This is a genomic window from Castellaniella sp. UC4447_H14, from assembly GCF_052978285.1.
In genome coordinates, this window is the sequence record NZ_CM129666.1 from 2,518,576 (window position 1) to 2,538,533 (window position 19,958).

At 64.5% G+C, this 19,958-nt stretch carries 25 protein-coding genes; 24 read left to right on the forward strand and 1 reads right to left on the reverse strand.

What is annotated here, in order from left to right; translation table 11 throughout:
- Positions 1-2: 2 nt before the first annotated feature.
- Entirely contained in the window at positions 3-2,345 is a 2,343-nt protein-coding gene (locus tag ACVCMJ_RS12155; RefSeq protein ID WP_447081663.1) for an acyl-CoA dehydrogenase, read from the reverse strand.
- 199 nt (positions 2,346-2,544) lie between these two features.
- Between ACVCMJ_RS12155 and ACVCMJ_RS12160 the strand changes: the two genes are divergently transcribed.
- The 24 genes from ACVCMJ_RS12160 to ACVCMJ_RS12275 all read left to right on the forward strand — a co-directional run bounded on the left by ACVCMJ_RS12160 (position 2,545) and on the right by ACVCMJ_RS12275 (position 19,852).
- Positions 2,545-4,479 carry an EAL domain-containing protein gene (locus tag ACVCMJ_RS12160; RefSeq protein WP_447081664.1) on the forward strand — a complete coding sequence of 645 codons (1,935 nt, stop codon included), beginning with the start codon at positions 2,545-2,547 and terminating at the stop codon, positions 4,477-4,479.
- A 252-nt stretch (positions 4,480-4,731) separates the two neighbouring features.
- On the forward strand, positions 4,732-5,787 hold the full coding sequence (gene dctP / locus ACVCMJ_RS12165; RefSeq protein WP_447081665.1) for a TRAP transporter substrate-binding protein DctP: 1,056 nt from the start codon (positions 4,732-4,734) through the stop codon (positions 5,785-5,787).
- Between the two features lie 23 nt (positions 5,788-5,810).
- A complete protein-coding gene (locus tag ACVCMJ_RS12170) occupies positions 5,811-6,332 on the forward strand; it encodes a TRAP transporter small permease subunit (protein ID WP_447081666.1) in 522 nt (173 codons plus the stop codon).
- Positions 6,329-7,648, forward strand: coding sequence for a TRAP transporter large permease (locus tag ACVCMJ_RS12175; protein WP_447081667.1), 1,320 nt, complete (start codon positions 6,329-6,331; stop codon positions 7,646-7,648). Before ACVCMJ_RS12170 ends, ACVCMJ_RS12175 begins: the two co-directional genes overlap by 4 nt.
- 268 nt (positions 7,649-7,916) lie before the next feature.
- The gene (gene rplN / locus ACVCMJ_RS12180; protein ID WP_043678954.1) at positions 7,917-8,285 is read left to right on the forward strand and encodes a 50S ribosomal protein L14; all 369 of its coding nucleotides are present in this window, start codon (positions 7,917-7,919) and stop codon (positions 8,283-8,285) included.
- Between the two features lie 10 nt (positions 8,286-8,295).
- Positions 8,296-8,616, forward strand: coding sequence for a 50S ribosomal protein L24 (rplX, locus tag ACVCMJ_RS12185; protein ID WP_447081668.1), 321 nt, complete (start codon positions 8,296-8,298; stop codon positions 8,614-8,616).
- Positions 8,617-8,628: 12 nt separating this feature from the next.
- A complete protein-coding gene (gene rplE / locus ACVCMJ_RS12190; protein WP_447081669.1) occupies positions 8,629-9,168 on the forward strand; it encodes a 50S ribosomal protein L5 in 540 nt (179 codons plus the stop codon).
- Between the two features lie 9 nt (positions 9,169-9,177).
- Positions 9,178-9,483: a 30S ribosomal protein S14 gene (rpsN, locus tag ACVCMJ_RS12195; RefSeq protein WP_447081670.1), complete on the forward strand. Its 306-nt coding sequence runs from the start codon at positions 9,178-9,180 to the stop codon at positions 9,481-9,483.
- 11 nt (positions 9,484-9,494) lie between these two features.
- Positions 9,495-9,890 (forward strand): 30S ribosomal protein S8, encoded by a 396-nt coding sequence (gene rpsH / locus ACVCMJ_RS12200; protein WP_447081671.1) that lies wholly within the window; start codon positions 9,495-9,497, stop codon positions 9,888-9,890.
- A gap of 13 nt (positions 9,891-9,903) precedes the next feature.
- A complete protein-coding gene (rplF, locus tag ACVCMJ_RS12205) occupies positions 9,904-10,437 on the forward strand; it encodes a 50S ribosomal protein L6 (protein WP_447081672.1) in 534 nt (177 codons plus the stop codon).
- A gap of 21 nt (positions 10,438-10,458) precedes the next feature.
- Positions 10,459-10,824, forward strand: a complete 366-nt coding sequence (gene rplR, locus ACVCMJ_RS12210) for a 50S ribosomal protein L18 (protein WP_447081673.1) — start codon at positions 10,459-10,461, stop codon at positions 10,822-10,824.
- 9 nt (positions 10,825-10,833) lie between these two features.
- Entirely contained in the window at positions 10,834-11,352 is a 519-nt protein-coding gene (rpsE, locus tag ACVCMJ_RS12215; RefSeq protein ID WP_291775269.1) for a 30S ribosomal protein S5, read from the forward strand.
- A 3-nt stretch (positions 11,353-11,355) separates the two neighbouring features.
- Positions 11,356-11,544, forward strand: coding sequence for a 50S ribosomal protein L30 (gene rpmD / locus ACVCMJ_RS12220; RefSeq protein ID WP_447081674.1), 189 nt, complete (start codon positions 11,356-11,358; stop codon positions 11,542-11,544).
- 14 nt (positions 11,545-11,558) lie between these two features.
- A complete protein-coding gene (gene rplO / locus ACVCMJ_RS12225) occupies positions 11,559-11,999 on the forward strand; it encodes a 50S ribosomal protein L15 (RefSeq protein ID WP_447081675.1) in 441 nt (146 codons plus the stop codon).
- A 12-nt stretch (positions 12,000-12,011) separates the two neighbouring features.
- Positions 12,012-13,334 (forward strand): preprotein translocase subunit SecY, encoded by a 1,323-nt coding sequence (gene secY, locus ACVCMJ_RS12230; RefSeq protein WP_447081676.1) that lies wholly within the window; start codon positions 12,012-12,014, stop codon positions 13,332-13,334.
- 5 nt (positions 13,335-13,339) lie between these two features.
- Complete coding sequence (infA, locus tag ACVCMJ_RS12235; protein ID WP_043678924.1) at positions 13,340-13,558, forward strand: translation initiation factor IF-1; 219 nt, start codon at positions 13,340-13,342, stop codon at positions 13,556-13,558.
- Positions 13,559-13,586: 28 nt separating this feature from the next.
- Positions 13,587-13,700: a 50S ribosomal protein L36 gene (gene rpmJ, locus ACVCMJ_RS12240; protein WP_003805360.1), complete on the forward strand. Its 114-nt coding sequence runs from the start codon at positions 13,587-13,589 to the stop codon at positions 13,698-13,700.
- A gap of 33 nt (positions 13,701-13,733) precedes the next feature.
- On the forward strand, positions 13,734-14,099 hold the full coding sequence (gene rpsM / locus ACVCMJ_RS12245; RefSeq protein ID WP_291775095.1) for a 30S ribosomal protein S13: 366 nt from the start codon (positions 13,734-13,736) through the stop codon (positions 14,097-14,099).
- Between the two features lie 13 nt (positions 14,100-14,112).
- Positions 14,113-14,514 (forward strand): 30S ribosomal protein S11, encoded by a 402-nt coding sequence (gene rpsK, locus ACVCMJ_RS12250; RefSeq protein ID WP_291775092.1) that lies wholly within the window; start codon positions 14,113-14,115, stop codon positions 14,512-14,514.
- A 10-nt stretch (positions 14,515-14,524) separates the two neighbouring features.
- The gene (gene rpsD, locus ACVCMJ_RS12255) at positions 14,525-15,148 is read left to right on the forward strand and encodes a 30S ribosomal protein S4 (protein WP_447081677.1); all 624 of its coding nucleotides are present in this window, start codon (positions 14,525-14,527) and stop codon (positions 15,146-15,148) included.
- Between the two features lie 137 nt (positions 15,149-15,285).
- Entirely contained in the window at positions 15,286-16,281 is a 996-nt protein-coding gene (locus ACVCMJ_RS12260) for a DNA-directed RNA polymerase subunit alpha (RefSeq protein WP_447081678.1), read from the forward strand.
- A 146-nt stretch (positions 16,282-16,427) separates the two neighbouring features.
- Positions 16,428-16,808: a 50S ribosomal protein L17 gene (gene rplQ, locus ACVCMJ_RS12265; protein WP_447081679.1), complete on the forward strand. Its 381-nt coding sequence runs from the start codon at positions 16,428-16,430 to the stop codon at positions 16,806-16,808.
- 214 nt (positions 16,809-17,022) lie between these two features.
- Positions 17,023-17,481 carry a divalent-cation tolerance protein CutA gene (gene cutA / locus ACVCMJ_RS12270; RefSeq protein ID WP_447081680.1) on the forward strand — a complete coding sequence of 153 codons (459 nt, stop codon included), beginning with the start codon at positions 17,023-17,025 and terminating at the stop codon, positions 17,479-17,481.
- Positions 17,465-19,852 (forward strand): cytochrome c biogenesis protein CcdA, encoded by a 2,388-nt coding sequence (locus ACVCMJ_RS12275; protein ID WP_447081681.1) that lies wholly within the window; start codon positions 17,465-17,467, stop codon positions 19,850-19,852. The genes cutA and ACVCMJ_RS12275 overlap by 17 nt, the downstream gene beginning before the upstream one ends.
- Positions 19,853-19,958: the final 106 nt, after the last annotated feature.

A 19,958-nucleotide genomic window follows, 5' to 3' on the forward strand; every position in this document is an offset into this window, starting at 1 on the left:
TCTCATGATCGGCGCGGTGCCTCGGTGCTGGAGAGCCCTTGGAAGTCGGGCGCGAAGTCGTCCACGGCGATCACTCGGTCGCGCAGCGCGTTGCGGGCTCGGATGCGGTCGTATTCCTCGTCTGTCAGGCCTCCCGCCGCGTGGATGGCGTCGGCCATGTCGCGGACGTTGGCCCGCGGATCGCCTGCCGGTATTCTGCCGGCCTTTTCGAATTCGCGCATCCGGGCATCCAAGGCCTGGGTGTCCAGCACCGCCTGCAGTGCGGCCTCGATGGCCGTGACGGGTTCATCCGCGGCGGCCGGGATAAAAACGGAACGGGTCAGGCGATCGCGGGCGCCGCCCGGCTGGCACAGCGCATTCGCCACCGCTGCCGACAGCCTGTCCGATGGCGCCGCGAATGGGCGGCCCCAGGGAAACAGCATCAACCGCAGCGCGCTGGCCATGAATCGGTTCGGCAGATTGGCCAGCACACCGGTGAAGGCGTCCTGCGCCCGGCAGAAGGCGTCCTGGATGGCCCAGTGTGCGAACGGGGCGTCCTCCGCCTGGCGGCCTTCGTCCTCGTAGCGTTTGAGCGTGGCGGAAATCAGATAGAGCTGCGACAGGACGTCGCCCAGTCGAGCGGAGATCGATTCCCGGCGTTTGAGCGCGCCTCCCAGCGTCAGCATGGCCACATCCGCCACTGTGGCGAATGCGGCCGAGAAGCGGGTGAGCTGGCGGTAATAGTGCGCCATCCCGGGTGCAACCTCCCTATCCGGCCGGGCGAAGACGGCGCCCGTCCACCCGTGCAGCTTCGCACGCCATGCGTTGCCGGCTGTGTGGCGCACGTGGCTCCAGAAAACGCGGTCGAAGTCCTGCAGGCCCTGGTCGGGGTCATCGGCTTGCGCCGCCTGCATCTCCGCCCGCACGTAGGGGTGGCAGCGGATTGCGCCCTGGCCGAAGATGATCAGGCTGCGGGTCAGGATGTTGGCGCCCTCGACCGTGATGCCCACCGGCACCTGCTGGTAGGCGCGTCCGAGGAAGTTCTGCGGTCCCAGGATGATGCCTTTGCCGCCGATGACGTCCATGCCATCGTTGACCACCAGACGGCCACGCTCGGTGACGTGATATTTGACGATGGCCGAGACCACGGCCGGCTTTTCGCCCAGGTCCACCGCGCCGGCCGTCATGGTGCGCGCCGCGTCCATCAGGTAGGTATGTGCGGCAATGCGCGCGAGCGGCTCGATGACGCCTTCGAACTTGTGGATGCGCGTACGGAACTGGTCGCGCACCACGCTGTATGCGCCTACGGCGCGGGCCGTCAGTTGTGCCATCCCGGCATAGGATGACGGCAGCGAAATCGAACGGCCGGCGGCCAGGCATTCCATCAGCATGCGCCAGCCCTGGCCCGCGCGTTCCGGACCGCCGATGATGAAGTCCAGCGGCATGAAGACGTCGTGGCCGCGCGTGGGGCCGTTCATGAACATCGCGTCCAGCGGGAAGTGCCGCCGGCCGATCTCCACCCCCGGGTGGTCGGAGGGCACCAGGGCGCACGTGATCCCGATGTCCGGGACGCCGCCCAGAAGGCCGTCCGGGTCGTACAGGCGGAATGCCAGCCCAAGTACCGTGCACACCGGCCCCAGCGTGATGTAGCGCTTGTCCCAGGTGACGCGCATGCCCAGGACCTCTTCGCCGTGCCAGTCCCCCCTGCACACGATCCCGTGATCCGGGATGGCGGCGGCGTCCGACCCAGCCCATGGGCTGGTGAGCGCAAAGGCAGGGATGTCCTCGCCGCGCGCCAGGCGCGGCAGGTAGTGGTCCTTCTGGGCCTCGGTGCCGTAGTGCAGCAGCAGCTCGGCCGGCCCGAGCGAGTTGGGCACCATCACAGTGGCCGACAGCGCCGAATTGCGCGAGGCCAACCGCGTGATGACCGCCGAGTGCGCGATGGCCGAAAACCCGAGGCCGCCGTAGCTCTTCGGGATGATCATGCCGAAGAAGCGGTGGCTGCGCATGTATTCCCAGGCATCGCGCGGCAGATCCAGATCCTGCCGCGACACGGTCCAGTCGTGCACCATGGCGCACAGCGTCTCCACCTCGTGGTCCAGGAAGGCCTGCTCCTCTCCGGTCAGCCGCGGGGCGGGGATGGCGTGCAGGGCGCGGGCGCTGGGGCGGCCGCCAAAGAGTGCGCCATCCCACCAGACGGTACCGGCCTCCAGCGCCTCGCGTTCCGTATCGGACATGCGCGGCAGCGCGCGGCGGAATACTCGGAAGAGGGGCCGGCTGAGCCAGCGCAGGCGCAGCTCGCGGCGCGCCAGCACGATGGCTGCGGCCAGGATGATCAGGACAATCAGGATGAGCAGAATCGCCATGGTGGGCCTCTCCGGTACAGTGCGAGCGTTCTTCTTCGAGAATGTGCCGAAGGCGGAGCCAAACAGTACGCCCGGTACCGCCAAGGATAGCGCGATGCGCAGTACCCGTTCGCCGCCACGGCAATTTCTTGGGGAAAGGCGCCGCAGAGGATACACTTTGCGTTCATCTTCCATCGAATAGCACACTAGAGGGTTTCGGATGGCTTCCATACGTCAATTGCTGGTGATCTCGTCCTTGGTGATCGCCTGCATTCTCGTCGGGATGCTGGCCGCCGGGACCAGCCTGATGGAACGCAAGCTCGACGCCCAGGCTCAACTGGACAGCGAAAACGCGGCCGCCACCCTGGCGTTGCTGGTCAGCGCGCAGCCTGATGCCGCGGCCCGGCAGCGGGTGCTGGATGCGGCTTTTCAGCAGGGTCGCTTTGCCCGGCTGACGCTTGTCTCGGCGGACGGGGCCGCGGCTTTCGAGGCGCGCCATCCGGCCCTGCGGGGCGGGGATGCCCCCGGCTGGTTCGGCGCATGGGCGACCGTCGCGCCGCACGTCGCCACGCGCAGCATTTCGGGGGTGGGCCAGCTCTCGCTGGTCCTGGATCCGGGGCCTGCGCGCGATGCACTGTGGGCGCATGCCTTGCAATGGACCTGGCTGGCGCTGGGCATTGCGGCGTTCTGGGCTCTGTTCGTGGCCGCGATGCTGTCGCGTCTGCACCGCGCATTCGCGGATCTGGCTGCCGATGCGGCCCCCGAAATCAAGCTCAAACCGGAGTCCGATGGCGAGTCGGCCGAGCTGCTGGCTGAAACGCCCGAACCCGTTCCGCCGACGGTCGATGAGCAGATGGCGCGCATCGAGATGCTGGAGATCGAACTCAATCGGGACCCGGTCACGGGGTTGGCCAACCGCGCCTATTTTTTCAACGAGCTCAAGCGCCGGCTGCGCGACGACCTGCGCCAGGGTGCCGTCAGCGGTTACGTGCTGCTGGTGCGACAGCGCGACATGGCGCGTCTGCAGAACCAGACAGACCGCAAGGATCTGGATGACTGGCTGCGCCTTCTGGGGCGGCGCCTGACGGAGGTCCTGCAGGATTATCCGAATGCGCACGCTCTGTCGGCGCGTCTGAACGGAGCGGATTTCGTGGTGCTGTTTCCGGTGGGCGGCGGTCCCGAGGTCATGCGCCCGATCCAGCGCCTGCGCGAAGTCCTGGAGACGCTGCGGGTGAAGCTCGACAGCCACAACCTGTCGCGGTGGGCCTTTGCGCTCACCGACTACACCGCGCAATGCACTCCCAAGGAAGTCCTGACGCGGCTGGATCAGGCGCTGATGTTCGCTGAAACCGCCGGCCATTCCGAGGTCGAATTCCTCTCGTATGCCGACCATGAGGACGGCGACTTGCGCATGGGCGAAGCCTCGTGGCGTTCGCTCATCACGCGCGCGCTGGACCATGATCGGCTGTCGCTCGAGGTGCAGCGGGTCGAATACGAGGGAGACGACATCTCCTCTCGCTACGAGGGCGCGCTGTCCCTGGAGGAAGACGATCCCTCGCAACCGCCACTGTCCGGCCACCTGTTCATGCCGGCCGCGACCCGGCTGGGGCTGACATCGGCCTGCGACGTGCGCGCACTGTGCCTGGCGCTGGGATGGCTGGGCGAACACCCCGATGCGCTGCTGGTCATCCGCATGTCGGTATCTTCATTGCTGGACACCCAGTTTCTGGACGAGGTCCGCCAGGTCTGCGAACACGCCGACCCGGAACTCACGAGCCACATCATCGTGGAACTGGATGCCTACGGCTTGTGCCGCCATCTCGAGGTGTTCCGCGAGTTCGCGAGCGGGGTGATCGCGGCCGGCCTGCATATTGGCCTGCGCGGACTGGACCAGCAGACCGATGCCCTGCTGCAGCTTCATGAAGTCGATTTTGCCTACGTGAAGCTGGGAGGCACCTTCGTCCACGATCTGCTGTCCAGCCCTGGTGGCGTGCAGATGATGGTCGCCATCACTGAAACGGCCATTGGCATGGGGATGCGCGTCTACGTCGACGACGCCGACGACGAAGCCACGCGCCGCATGGTCATGGAATACGGGGCCCTGCCCAGAGTCGCCAGCCGCCGGCCGGCCGCCAGCGAGACCCATACCGCCTGAGGCGCCGGCCCGAAGCACGGGCTTATCGCGGGTCATATCCGTTGCCTCTGTACGTGGCGTAGGGCCCGCGGCCCCCGTCACGGCGCGCCGCCTGTCCGGCGGCCCACCATCCACCCTGTTTCTTTCTTTTGTTGCAACCGCGCCTGGCGGTTGCAGGTAAACCCTTACTATAGATATGTTGTAAATATATTATCTACATATTAGACTGTGCCGAATGACTTGACATCATCATTCAACCTTGGGAGAGGGAAGATGAAGAAGCTGATTCGGGCGCTGACGGCAGCGACGGTTTTTGCATGCGCCACCGGGACCGCTGGGGCGGCTGACATTACCTGGCGGGTACCGACCTCGGTTCCCGAGGGTTCTCCGTTTTATCAAAATTTCCTCGTCCGTTTTGCGGACAACGTGAAGACGCTCACCGCCGGCCGGGTAGAGGTCCAGCCCTTTGGGGCGGGCGTCATCGTTCCGGCGCTGAAGGTCTTTGATGCCGTCCAGGATGGCGTCGTGGAGGCCGGCCATTCGACGTCCAGCTACCTTGTCAATCAGAACCCCGAGAACGCCATTTTTGCCGGGTTCCCGGGCGGAATGGGTCCCAATGCCTACAAGGCGTGGCTCTACGATGCCGGCGGCAAGGCACGACTCGAAAAGCTGCGGGCCCAGCAGGGCCTCAAAACCATGATCGTGGGGATAGGGTCGACGGAAATCCTGGCGCATGCCAATAAGCCGATCCGCAATGCCGCCGACCTCAAGGGCCTGAAGTACCGGACGTCCGGTGCATGGGCGGAAGTCATGCGCGACTATTTCGGTGCCGTTCCGACCGTGGTGCCCGCCGGCGAGACCTACACGCTGCTGCAGCGCAAGGGCGTCGATGCCGTAGAGTGGGCGCCTCCGTCGGCGAACATGCCGGAGGGCTTCCACCAGGCTGCCAAATACATCGTGGTGCCGGGCGTGCACCAGCCGACGTTCATGTGGGAAGTAGTCCTCAAGCAGGCGACGTGGGACAAGGTCCCCGCCGAACTGAAGCCGCTGGTTGAAGCGGCGGCGGAACTCACCACGCAGCAGAGCCTGGATTACTTCTACGATGCCGACATGAAGGCCATGGAAAAGTATCGCAAGGGCCGTAATGAAATCATCACGCTGGATTCCGCCTTTGTGAAGCAGCTCTCGGATGCGGGCTACGAATGGATGCATAAAACCGCGGCCGCCCAGAAGGAAAAGGGCAAACCCGAGATGTCCGAGGTCCTGGCCGACTATGAGGCCTACCACAAGCGCTGGAAAGCCGAGAGCGGCTACCTGATCGCGGACTGAAGACGGTCGACGGGAAAATCGTCATGATCAACGCTCTGGCCCGGATCGCCAATGGGGTGTCATGGTTCGCTTCGCAGCTCGCGAGTGTGTCGGCCGCGGTGCTCACCATCTCCATGGTTTATGAGGTCTTTGCCCGGTATCTGTTCGATGCGCCGACGGTCTGGGCCTTCGACATTGCCTACATGAGCAATGGGGCGTTGTTTCTCCTGGGAATCGCCTATGTCCTGCGCGAGGACGCTCACATCCGTATCGACGTCCTCCGCAACAAATTGCCGCGCCATGTCAACGCCTGGGTGGAAGGAACGGCCTACCTGTTGATACTGGCGCCGTTTTTCGCGGCACTGGCCTCCATCGCGTTGTCTCACACCTGGCGAGCCTGGGTGCGGCACGAAGTGGAGACCGTCAGTCCGTGGGCACCCTTGATGTGGCCCTTCTATCTGCTGATCGCCATTGGCCTGGTCGCTTTCGCGTTGCAATTGGCGGCCGAAGGCCTGCGGGCATTCGCCGGGCTGCGTGCCGGCGGCGAACACAAGGATGCTGCATGAACCCGATGGTCGCCGCCCTGATGTTCCCCGGGATGTTCCTGCTGATATTCCTGGGTATCCCCGTTTCCCTTTCGCTGATCATCCCGGCCCTGGTGGCTGGCTGGTTTGCCTTTGGGACCCACGTTTTCGACCAGCTCTACGGTGGCCTGTATTCCGCCGCCACCAATTACATCCTCTCCGCCATTCCGATGTTCGTCCTGATGGGGGCGATACTGGAGCGCTCAGGGATCGCCGCGCGGCTGTTCCGCACCATGCAGTTGTGGCTCGGCCGTTTGCCCGGCGGCCTCGCGGTTGCGACGATTGCGATGGGGGCCACCTTCGCGGCCGCTGCGGGCGTGGTCGGTGCCGTCGAGGTCATGGTCGGGCTCATGGCCATTCCGGCGATGCAGCGTTTCCGCTACAACAACAGCCTGATTGCCGGGACCATCTGCGCGGGCGGTTCACTGGGCACGATGATCCCTCCTTCGGTGGTGGCCGTCGTGTATGCATCGCTGGCCCAGATTTCGGTGGGCGAGCTCTTCGCCGCCATGTTGTTCCCCGGCTTGGTCATGGTGGGCCTCTTCATTCTGTACATCATCGGCGTCTGCCTGATTTGGCCAGGGATGGGGCCGCGCGCGGACTCCGAGGACATGCGCCTGCCGCTTTGGACGAAGCTCAAGGTCACGGCCGCCGGCCTGGTGCCCACCATGCTGCTGATTGTCGCGGTGCTGGGGTCGCTGATGGCGGGCATTGCATCGCCCACGGAAGCGGCGGCGGTGGGGGCCTTGGGCGCCCTGATCCTGTGCATCTGCTATGGGCAGTTCAGCATGGGGATGCTGAAGGAGTCCCTGGCGATCACCGTCAGGATTTCGGCCATGATCCTCCTGATCGTCGCTGGCGGCATCATGTTCACGGGCATCTTCGCCGCGAACGGCGGGTCCCGTCTCATTCAGGCCATGGTGTCAGACATGGGGCTGGGACTGACCGGTACGCTGGTGCTGTTCCTGGGGATCGTCTTCCTGCTGGGGTTCGTCCTCGACTGGACGGCGAACGTGCTGATCTGCGTGCCCCTCTTCCTGCCGGTGCTGACCGCGGCGGGCGTGGATCCGATCTGGTTCGGCACGCTGATGATCATCGTCATCCAGAGCAGCTACCTGACTCCGCCCATGGCCTCGTCCATCTTCTATCTGCTGTCGATCGCGCCACCAGACATGAAGTATGGCCAAGTCTGCAAGGGCGTGGTGCCCTTCATTCTGGTCCAGTTGCTGACGCTGGCGCTCGTGGCGGGCTTCCCGTCCCTGGCGACCTGGCTGCCGCAGCGGGTCGTGGGGTTCTGAGCGGGCCCACCGTGTCCCCTTGCCATTCTCCAGATTTCCAGCCTATAATTGCGCTCTTGGTCCGCCTTGCATGCCGATGGGTTTCCATCGGGGTGGCTGCGGCGGGCCGGATTAGCGACATTGCCTTGCGCGGCTGTTCACAGCTTGCCGGGCAGGAATTTCAACCCAGAGCCTTGCGCGATTTTGCCCTGGCTTGACGGGACCAAAACTGGCTGCGCGGTTCGGGACAGATCCCGGATTTCGCTGTTAAGTTGGAACAGGAAAAATCATGATCCAAATGCAGACCACGCTGGACGTGGCCGACAACACCGGTGCACGTTCCGTCATGTGCATCAAGGTGCTGGGCGGCTCGAAGCGCCGTTATGCCGCGATTGGCGACGTCATCAAGGTGTCCGTCAAAGAAGCGGCCCCTCGCGGGCGCGTCAAAAAAGGCGAAATCTACAACGCCGTGGTGGTGCGTACCGCCAAGGGCGTGCGCCGCAAGGATGGCTCGCTGATCCGCTTTGGCGGTAACGCGGCTGTATTGCTCAACGCCAAGCTCGAGCCCATCGGCACGCGCATCTTCGGACCGGTCACGCGCGAATTGCGCACCGAGAAGTTCATGAAGATCGTGTCCCTGGCGCCCGAAGTCCTGTAAGGAACCGATCATGCAGAACATTCGCAAAGGCGACGAGGTCATCGTCCTCGCTGGCCGCGACCGCCGCCGCCGCGGCACGGTACTGGCCCTGGTGGGCACGGATCGTGTCCTGGTCGAGGGCATCAACGTCGTGAAGAAGCACGCACGGGGCAACCCGATGGCGGGCACCCAGGGCGGGATCGTCGACAAGACGCTGCCCATCCACATCTCCAATGTGGCGCTCTACAACCCCGAGACCGGCAAGGGCGACCGCGTGGGCGTCAAGGTCGTGGACGGGGCCAAGGTCCGCATTTTCCGCTCCAACGGCACCGCCGTCGGCGCGAAGGCATAAGGGGCGCAATAAATGGCTCGTTTACAAGATCTCTACCGCTCCAAGGTCGTTCCCGACCTGCAGGAGAAGTTCCAGTATCACTCGATCATGGAGGTGCCCCGCATCACCAAGATCACGCTGAACATGGGCGTCTCCGAAGCCGTCGCTGACAAGAAGGTCATCGAGAACGCCGTGGGCGACATGACCAAGATCGCCGGCCAGAAGCCCGTGGTCACGCATACCCGCAAGGCTATCGCCGGTTTCAAGATCCGCGAGAACTACCCGATCGGCTGCATGGTCACGCTGCGCGGCGCCCGCATGTACGAATTCCTGGACCGCCTGGTCTCGGTGGCCCTGCCGCGTGTGCGCGACTTCCGTGGCGTGTCCGGCCGGGCGTTCGATGGCCGTGGCAACTACAACATCGGTGTGAAAGAACAGATCATCTTCCCGGAAATCGAGTACGACAAGATCGACGCGATTCGCGGGATGAACATCAGCATCACCACCACCGCAAAGACTGACGAGGAAGCCAAGGCGCTCTTGAGCGCATTCAGCTTCCCCTTCCGCAACTAAGGGGCTGACGTGGCAAAACTTTCCCTCATCAATCGCGACATCAAGCGTGCCAAGCTGGCGGCCAAATTCGCCGCCAGGCGCACCGCCCTGAAAGCGATCATCGACGATCAGTCGAAAACCGACGAAGAGCGCTACCAGGCTCGCCTGGCGCTGCAACAGCTCCCGCGCAATTCGAACCCCACCCGCCAGCGCAACCGCTGCGTGGTCACGGGCCGTTCGCGCGGCGTGTTCAGCAAATTCGGGCTCACGCGCCACAAACTGCGTGAGATGGCCATGCGCGGGGAAATCCCCGGCATGACCAAGGCAAGCTGGTAGGAGAACCATTCATGAGCATGAGCGATCCCATCGCCGATATGCTGACCCGCGTGCGTAACGCACAGATGGTCAACAAGACGTCGGTTTCCATGCCCTCCTCCAAGCTGAAGGCAGCCATTGCTGCCGTGCTGAAGGACGAAGGCTACATTGAAGATTTCCGCGTGGCGGGCGAAAAGGCCAAGCCGCAACTGGAAATCACCCTGAAATACTACGCCGGCCGCCCGGTGATCGAGCGCATCGACCGCGTCTCGCGCCCCGGCCTGCGTATTTACAAGAGCAGCGCCACGATTCCCCAGGTCATGAACGGCCTGGGCGTGGCCATCGTCTCCACGCCGCGCGGCGTGATGACGGATCGCAAGGCCCGTGCCAATGGCGTGGGCGGCGAAGTGCTCTGCTTCGTGGCATAAGGAGGTCATCACCATGTCACGTATCGCCAAATACCCCGTCGCGCTGCCCAAGGGCGTGGAAGCCACGATCAGCGCCGGTCAGATCGCCGTCAAGGGCCCGTTGGGCTCCTTGTCCCAGGCGCTGGACGGCCGCGTGCGCATCTCCCAGGAAGACGGCCACCTCACCTTTGTCGCGGCCGATGATTCCCGCGAAGCCAACGCCATGTCCGGCACCGTGCGTGCGCTGGTGCACAACATGGTCACGGGCGTCAGTACGGGTTTCGAACGCCGCCTGAACCTGGTGGGCGTGGGTTTCCGTGCCCAGCTCCAGGGCAAGACCCTGAAGATGCAGCTCGGCTTCTCGCATGACGTGCTGCACGACATTCCCGAAGGGATCAAGATCGAGTGCCCGTCGCAGACCGAAATCGTGGTCAAGGGCGCCGACAAGCAGGCCGTCGGCCAGACGGCCGCCGAAATCCGCGCTTACCGCGAACCCGAACCCTACAAGGGCAAGGGCGTGCGCTATTCGGACGAGCGCGTGATCCTGAAAGAAACCAAGAAGAAATAAGCGCGCAGGCAAGGACGAATCATGGACAAAAAACTCTCCCGTTCGCGTCGTGCTGCGGCCACTCGCCGCAAGATTCACGAACTGCGCGTGCATCGCCTCTCGGTGCATCGCACGAATCTGCACATCTACGCCAACATCATCTCGCCGGAAGGCGATCGCGTGCTCGTCAGCGCTTCCACGCTGGAGCCCGAAGTTCGCCAGGAGCTCGCCAGCCAGAAGGCCAACGGCGGCAACGCGGCTGCGGCCACTCTGGTCGGCAAGCGCGTGGCCGAGAAGGCCAAGGCGGCCGGCATTGAACTCGTGGCTTTCGACCGTTCGGGCTTCCGTTATCATGGCCGCGTCAAGGCGCTGGCCGAGGCCGCGCGCGAAGCCGGCTTGAAGTTCTGAGGAAATCAAATGGCTAAAGAACAACGCAAGCACGCCGATCAGGAACGCGACGACGGCATGCGCGAAAAGATGATCGCGGTCAACCGCGTGAGCAAGGTCGTCAAGGGTGGTCGCACCATGAGCTTTGCCGCGCTGACCGTGGTGGGCGATGGCGATGGTCGCATCGGCATGGGCAAGGGCAAGGCCCGCGAAGTGCCGGTCGCTGTGCAGAAGGCCATGGAACAGGCCCGTCGCGGCCTGATCAAGGTCGCCCTGAAGAACGGTACGCTGCATCACACCGTGGTGGGCAAGCACGGCGCCTCCACGGTGCTGATCTCGCCCGCCGCCGAAGGTACCGGCGTGATCGCCGGCGGCCCGATGCGCGCCATCTTCGACGTCATGGGCGTGCGCAACGTCGTGGCCAAGAGCCTGGGCTCCAGCAACCCCTACAACATGGTCCGCGCAACCCTCAACGGTCTGCGCGCCTGCTCCACCCCGGCGGAAATTGCTGCCAAGCGCGGCAAGACCGTCGAAGAAATTCTGGGGTAAGACATGGCACAACAGAAACAAATCAAGGTCACGCTGGTGCGTTCCACTATCGGTACGCTCAAGTCCCACCGTGATACCGTGCGCGGTCTCGGCCTGGGCAAGGTCAACAGCAGCCGCGTCCTGATCGACACTCCCGAGGTCCGTGGGATGATCCGCAAGGTGGATTACCTCGTCACGGTCTCGGAAGCCTGAACAAAGGAATCCAGATGGCTATCACTCAACTGAATACGCTCGCACCGGCCGAGGGCTCCAAGCGTCCTCGCCGCCGCGTGGGCCGTGGTATCGGCTCCGGGCTGGGCAAGACCGCGGGCCGTGGCCACAAGGGCCAGAAGTCCCGGGCCGGCGGTTTCCACAAAGTCGGTTTCGAAGGCGGCCAGATGCCGCTGCAGCGTCGCCTGCCCAAGCGCGGCTTCACGCCGTTGGGCCGCCACCTGTATGCCCAGGTCCGCCTGTCGGATCTGCAGGCCCTGCCGGTCGACGAGATCGACGTCCAGGTCCTGAAGGCTGCCGGCGTGGTTGGCGACATGGTGCGCTACGTCAAGGTCATCAAGACCGGTGAGCTGAGCCGCAAGGTTGCCCTGAAGGGCATCAATGCGACGGCCGGCGCGCGCGCCGCGATCGAAGCTGCTGGCGGTTCGCTGGCTTAAGGGGCGACAGGAGTGGCCAAGGATAAGGCTCATAAGCCCAGCGCGGGATACGGCGACCTCAAGCGCCGCATCCTGTTCCTGGTGATGGCCCTGGTCGTCTACCGGCTGGGGACGCACATCCCTGTGCCGGGCATCAATCCCGATGCGCTGTCGGACCTGTTCCGGCAGAACCAGGGCGGTATCCTGGGGCTGTTCAACATGTTCTCGGGCGGCGCGCTGGAACGCTTCTCGGTGTTTGCATTGGGGATCATGCCGTATATCTCGGCAGCGATCATCATGCAGTTGCTGGCGGTGGTGGTTCCCAGTCTGGAAGCCATCAAGAAAGAAGGCCAGTCCGGCCAGCGCAAGATCACCCAGTACACGCGCTACGGCACCGTGTTCCTGGCGTTGTTCCAGGCAGTCGGCATTTCGGTCGCGCTGCAGTCGCAACCCGGCCTGGTGATCGACCCGGGGCTCACGTTCCGCGTGACCACCATCGTCACGCTGGTGACCGGCTCCATGTTCATTATGTGGCTGGGCGAGCAGATCACCGAACGCGGCATCGGCAACGGCATTTCGCTGCTGATCTTCGCCGGGATCGTGGCGGGCTTGCCGGGCGCACTGGGCGGCATGCTGGACCTGGTGCGGACCGATTCCATGTCGGTGCTGTCAGCCCTGTTCATCCTGGTGCTCGTGTTCGCGGTGACCTACTTCGTGGTGTTCGTCGAACGCGGCCAGCGCCGCATCACGGTGAACTACGCCAAGCGCCAGGTCGGCAACAAGCTCTACGGCGGCCAGTCCTCGCACCTGCCGCTGAAGCTGAACATGTCCGGGGTGATTCCGCCGATCTTCGCATCGTCCATCATCCTGCTGCCGGCCACGGTGACGAGCTGGTTCTCCAGTGACCCCAACATGCGTTGGCTGGGCGACCTGGCGGCGGCCCTGTCGCCGCAGCAACCCCTGTACGTGACGCTGTATTCCGGACTGATCATTTTCTTCTGCTTCTTCTACACGGCGCTGGTGTTCAACAGCCGGGAGACGGCGGACAACCTGAAAAAAAGCGGTGCCTTCGTGCCCGGGATCCGTCCCGGCGAGCAGACATCGCGCTATATCGACAAGATTCTGATGCGTCTGACGCTGGTCGGTGCCATTTACGTCACGCTGGTGTGCCTGCTGCCGGAACTGATGCAGATGCGCTGGAATGTGCCGTTCTATTTCGGCGGGACGTCGCTGCTCATCATCGTGGTCGTGGCCATGGATTTCATGGCGCAGGCACAGGCCTACATGATGTCCCAACAGTATGACTCGCTCCTGAGGAAGGCCAACTTCAAGGGCGCGGGCTTGCCTATGCGCTAAGGATCATGTCCAAGGACGACGTCATTCAGATGCAAGGGGAGGTCATTGAGAACCTTCCCAACGCAACGTTTCGTGTCAAGCTGGAAAACGGCCACATGGTGCTGGGCCATATTTCGGGCAAGATGCGTATGCATTACATCCGGATCCTGCCGGGTGACAAGGTCACAGTGGAGCTCACGCCCTATGATCTGTCGCGTGCCAGGATAGTTTTCCGCTCCAAATAGGCGGCCGGTCAAAAACCAGGAGATCACCATGAAGGTAATGGCATCGGTAAAGCGGATCTGCCGCAACTGCAAAATCATCAAACGTCACGGGGTAGTGCGCGTCATCTGCACCGACCCGCGCCACAAGCAACGCCAAGGCTAAGGCCGGGCATCACGGATTTCACGAGGAACAGTCATGGCCCGTATTGCTGGCATCAATATTCCGCCGCATCAACACGCCGAGATTGGCTTGACCGCCATCTTCGGGATCGGCCGTGCGCGTGCACGCAAGATCTGCGACGCGAGCGGCATCGAATACTCCAAAAAGGTCAAGGACCTGAGCGACGACGAACTTGAAAAGATTCGCGCCGAGGTCCACCACTACTCGGTCGAAGGCGATCTGCGCCGCGAGGTGCAGCTTTCCATCAAGCGCCTGATCGACCTGGGCACTTATCGCGGCATGCGCCACAAGCGTGGCTTGCCCGTGCGGGGTCAGCGTACCCGCACCAACGCGCGTACCCGCAAGGGACCGCGTCGCGCAGCTGCGTCTCTGAAGAAATAACCAAGGATAGAACATGGCGAAAGCTCAAGCTAGCGGCGCCGCACGCGTCCGCAAGAAGGTCAAGAAGAACGTGTCCGACGGCATCGCGCACGTTCACGCTTCCTTCAACAACACCATCATCACCATCACCGACCGTCAGGGCAACGCCCTGTCGTGGGCGACCTCCGGCGGCGCAGGCTTCAAGGGCTCGCGCAAATCCACGCCGTTCGCGGCCCAGGTGGCGGCGGAGTCGGCGGGTCGCGTGGCCCAGGAATACGGCATCAAGACGCTGGAAGTCCGCATCAAGGGCCCCGGTCCCGGCCGCGAATCCTCCGTTCGTGCCCTGAATGCCCTGGGGATCCGCATCTCCAGCATTTCGGACATCACGCCGGTGCCGCACAACGGCTGCCGCCCGCCCAAGCGTCGTCGTATCTAAGGGGAACATCTTGGCTCGTTACATCGGACCCAAATGCAAGCTTTCGCGTCGCGAAGGCACCGACCTGTTCCTGAAGAGCGCCCGCCGCTCGCTGGACTCCAAATGCAAGCTTGAATCCAAGCCCGGCCAGCACGGTCGCACCTCGGGTTCGCGCACTTCCGACTTCGGTCTGCAACTGCGTGAAAAGCAGAAGCTGAAGCGCATGTACGGCGTGCTGGAACGTCAGTTCCGCCGCTACTTCCAGGAAGCCGAGCGCCGTCGCGGCAATACCGGCGAGACGCTGATTCAGCTTCTGGAATCGCGCCTGGACAACGTCGTCTATCGCATGGGCTTCGGCTCCACGCGTGCCGAGGCGCGTCAGCTCGTGAACCACCGTGCCATCGAGATCAACGGCCATACCGCCGACGTCGCCTCGATGCTGGTGCAGGCGGGTGACGTGGTCGCGGTGCGCGAAAAGGCCAAGAACCAGATCCGCATCAAGGAATCCATCGAGCTGGCGAGTGGCAATGGCCTGCCGCAGTGGGTCGAAGTCGATGCCGCCAAGCTGTCGGGCGTGTACAAGCAGGCCCCGGATCGCCAGGATGTGGCCCACGACGTCAACGAATCCATGGTCGTCGAGCTGTATTCGCGTTGATTCCCTCGCGGATCGTCCGATGCGCAGCCCACCCGCCCTGGTGGGCTGTGGCCTTGTTCCGGTCTCCGTGCCGGTCCTTGTTTCCGTCAGCCTTATCGGTGTAACGAGCCGAGGGTATTGAAAAAGGAATTTCCTTCATGTCTGCACAAGGTTTTCTCAAACCCCGCACCATCTCCGTCGAGTCCGTGGGCGCCAACCACGCCAAGGTCGTCATGGAGCCTTTCGAGCGCGGCTACGGCCACACGCTGGGCAATGCGCTGCGCCGCATCCTGCTGTCGTCCATGACGGGCTACGCTCCGACTGAAGTCCAGATCAGCGGTGTGGTGCACGAATATTCCACCATCCCCGGCGTCCGTGAGGACGTGGTCGACATCCTGCTGAACCTGAAGGGCGTGGTCTTCAAGCTGCACAATCGCGACGACGTGACCCTGCAGGTGAACAAGCAGGGTCCGGGCGAATTCCGCGCCAGTGACATCGAACTGCCGCATGACGTGGAAATTCTCAACCCCGATCATCTGATTGCCACGCTGACCGACAACGGCCGCGTCGAAATGCAGATCAAGGTCGAGCAGGGCCGCGGCTACGTCCCGGGCAACGTCCGCGCGTTGACCGACGACCATTCCGCCACCATTGGCCAGATCGTTCTGGACGCCTCCTTCAGCCCCGTGTATCGCGTCAGCTATGCCGTGGAAAATGCCCGCGTCGAGCAGCGCACGGACCTGGACAAGCTGGTGCTGGACATCCAGACCAATGGCGTGATCAGCCCCGAGGAAGCGGTTCGCCAGTCGGCCCGCATCCTGATGGACCAGATCTCCGTGTTTGCCTCGCTGGCCGACAAGGACGCCGGCCAGTTGACCACCAGCACGCCGCTGGGCCAGGACGCTGCCATCGATCCGGTGCTGCTGCGCCCTGTGGATGATCTGGAACTGACCGTGCGTTCGGCCAACTGCCTGAAGGCCGAGAACATCTATTACATCGGCGATCTGATCCAGCGCACCGAAAACGAGCTGCTCAAGACCCCCAATCTCGGCCGCAAGTCGTTGAACGAGATCAAGGAAGTCCTGGCCGCACGCGGCCTGACTTTGGGCATGAAGCTGGAAAACTGGCCGCCGGTCGGTCTGGAGCGTCCGTAACCACACCCGCACGAATCCGGCGCGCGTCGCCGGGCTCATTGCTTTAATCCGGCGCCTGCCCGCCCCGTGGCAGGCGCCTCAAACCCCCACCCGGGCCGCGCCTCGTGCGATAGAAGATCCGGGTCATAGATTCAAAGGAAATTGAAATGCGCCATCGTTCAGGCCTTCGCAAACTCAACCGCACCAGCAGCCATCGGCTCGCCATGTTCCGCAACATGGCCGTGTCGCTGCTCACGCACGACGCCATCAAGACCACGCTGCCCAAGGCCAAGGAACTGCGCCGCGTGGTGGAACCGCTGATCACCCTGGGCAAGAACCCGACGCTGGCCAATCGCCGCCTCGCGTTTGCCCGTCTGCGCGACCGTGACGCGGTCACCCGGCTTTTTGCCGAGGTCGGCCCGCGCTACCAGGCCCGCAACGGCGGCTACACCCGTATCCTGAAGATGGGTTTCCGTCAGGGCGACAACGCGCCCATGGCCTTCGTGGAACTGGTGGATCGCCCCGAAGTCGAGGCCGCTGAAGCGTAATCCGCGCCGGTTTCGCGTATCGCCAGAGCAGGGGCCGCAAGGCCCCTCGTTTATTGGAGCCTTCCTCCGAATCCGTCTGATTGGTCCTTGTCGCAGCGCCCCGCCCGCCCGCTCGCCCGGTGGAGAGCGCCATGGGTACAATGTGATGATGTGTGTCCCTGGACCGGTTCGGGCGCCAGGAAACGGCACACTTGCGGCGTTCAGTTGGAAAATCATGCAAGATCAGACACTTGGCGCGGACCCGGTGGCAGTGCGCCGTCAGCAAGGCGCGCCCACCGATGCCGTGGTGGTGCTCACCGCGGTCCCCGATGCGCTCCTGGGCAAACGCATTGCGCACTGCCTGGTGGAAGAATCGCTGGTCGCGTGTGCGCACGTGGGCGCGGCGGTCACCGCCATGTATCTGTGGGAAGGCAAGCTCGAGGGCGGGAACGAATTTCCACTGACGCTGAAGACCACGGCTGACGTCGTGCCGGCGCTGCATGCGCGCCTCTGCGAACTGCACCCCTATCAGGTTCCCGAATTCCTGGTGCTTCCGGTTGACGCCGGGAGCCGCGCCTATCTGGACTGGACGGCGCAGGCCACGCGCCGTGCGGTGACACCTGCCCACGGTTCGCTGGATGGGGACCAGCCGGCCCATCCCGGGCACTCCGGGAAACATGATGCTGAAGAATGATTCCATGAGGCGGCGCGCGCACTCATTTGCCTGGGGCTCCCTGGAGCCCGCACTGCGCGCCTCGGGACGCTGGATGGCTGTGCTTCTGGCGTCGGTGCTCCTGGCGGGATGGTCCGGTCTCGCATCGGCGGATGACCAGCCCTTCCTGGATCCGGCTGTTGCGTTCGTTGCCACGGCGGCCATGCCCGACCGGCAGACGCTGGACGTCCACTACGCGGTGGCCCCAGGCTACTACCTATACCAGGAGCGGTTCGAGGTCCGCGTGGAGGATGCCCAGGGCCACCTGCTGCTGTATCGGCCATCCACGCTGACGCCGCCCGATCTGCGCCCATCGGATGCGCAGTGGGATGCCGCAGTGGTGTTCCCCCGGGGAACCGTGAAATACGACCCCACCTTTGAAAAGAACATGGAGGTCTACCACCATGGGGTGACGCTGCGCATCCCGCTGCGCGCGGGCGCGGCAGCGCCTCTTGAGGTCAGCGTGACGAGCCAAGGCTGCGCCGACCAGGGCTTGTGCTATCCGCCCATGACGCAGACTTTGAAACTCCTTGCCGCCACCGGAGGCTATCAGGCAGAGGGGCCGCAGGTCCGGGCCAGCGTGCCGGGGCCCATGGATGAAACGGCCGCGCGTGACGTTCCGACGGTACCGGCTGCGCCTCGGGGAAGCCTGGATCTGCTCGGGGCACAGTCTTCCCCCGGCGCATCCGGCGCCCTGCCCGGGGCAGCAACCGACACCACCTCTGGCCCCACGCCTGGTGCCCAGCTTGGTGCCCAGCTTGGTGCCCAGCCCGATGCCGCGTCGGGTGCCACCCCCGGCGCAGCGGCTGCGCTGGCGGGCCCGGCCGGCAACGGCACAGGCTGGCTGAACCTGGGCGACACCGGCATGGCGGCGTGGCTGCATCAGGCGCCGCTGTGGCAGATCCTGGGGCTCAGCCTGGTCTTCGGGCTGCTGCTGTCGCTGACGCCTTGTGTGCTGCCGATGATTCCGATCCTGTTGGCCGTGGTCGCGGGCGGCCGGCCGGGCGCCACGAGCCGCGCGCGCGGTCTCGGGCTGGCGGCGATGTACGTATTGGGCATGTCGCTGGTCTACACCGCTCTGGGCGTGGCGGCGGGGCTGTTGGGGGCGGGGTTGGCGGCGTGGCTGCAGTCCCCCTGGGTCATTGGCGCCTTTGCAGTGCTCCTGGCGCTCTTCGCGCTGGCCATGCTGGATGTCTTCACACTGCAGGTCCCCGTAGGACTGCAGTCCGCGATCCAGACGCGTTTGCAGCGGATGCCTGGTGGGCGGGCCGGCGGCGTGTTCCTCATGGGAATGCTGTCCGCGCTCATCGTGGGGCCCTGCGTGGCCGCGCCGCTGGCGGGGGTGCTGCTGTTCATCTCGCAGACGGGCGACGTGGTGGTGGGGGGCAGCGCGCTCTTCGCCATGGCCTGGGGCGAGGGGCTGATCCTGCTGGCGGTCGGGGCCGGCTCCGGGGCGCTGCTGCCGCGCGCCGGCGCCTGGATGGATACCCTCAAGACGGGCTTCGGATTGCTGCTGCTGGCGACGGCCTGGTGGATGGCTCGCCCCCTGCTGGACGGGGCTTTGTACACCACGGGCTGGATTGTGCTGTCCTTCTGGGCAGCGTTGCTGCTGTGGAGCGCGGCTGAATCCCCGGCAGACGCAGCCTGGACAAGTGGTGTCCGAGGAAACGTGATCCAGGCAGACGGGTCGGCAGGCGCTGCGGCTGTGGGCGGATCCGCCGATCCTTCCTGGTCCGTCACGCCGGCGGCAGCCACGCCGCTCCGGCTGTTGTTTCGTGCGTTGGCGTTGGTGCTGGCCGCCTGGGGGCTGGCGCAAGGCGCCGGCCTGCTGGCTGGCGGCCGCGATATGCTCAGGCCGCTGGCGCCTTTCGTGGCCGTTCGCGGTGCGGTCAACGGCCCGAAGGTCGATGGCGCTGGCGGCGCGGTCGGCCTGCCGGGCGTGGGCGTTCCCGCTGATCCGGCCGCCATCCGGGCCCGTTTCACGCGGGTGACGTCGCTGGACGACCTCCGGTCGCGGCTGGCGACCGCCGACCGGCCGGTGATGCTGGACTTCTACGCCGACTGGTGCGTGTCCTGCATCGAGATGGAGAAGTTCACCTTCAGCGATCCGCGGGTTGCGGCCCGCATGGACCGGATGCTGCTGCTTCAGGCCGACGTGACCCGCATGACGCCGGACGATAGGGCGCTGTTGAAGCAATTCGATCTGTTCGGGCCGCCCGGTATCCTGTTCTTTGACGCGCGTGGCGGAGCGGCGCCCGTGGGTCGCGTGGTGGGGTTCCTGAAGGCGGACGCCTTCAGCCGCGTGCAGGACCAGGTGCTGGACCGTGCGACCGCCAGGCGTTCGGCCGGATAAGTGAGCGGGGCAATCCCTATCAGTCGAGAACGGCACAATCCCTGTCAGTCCCGATTTCTGACGTCGCTCGGCAGCATGATGGTGCCGCCGGGAAAACGCGCAAAAT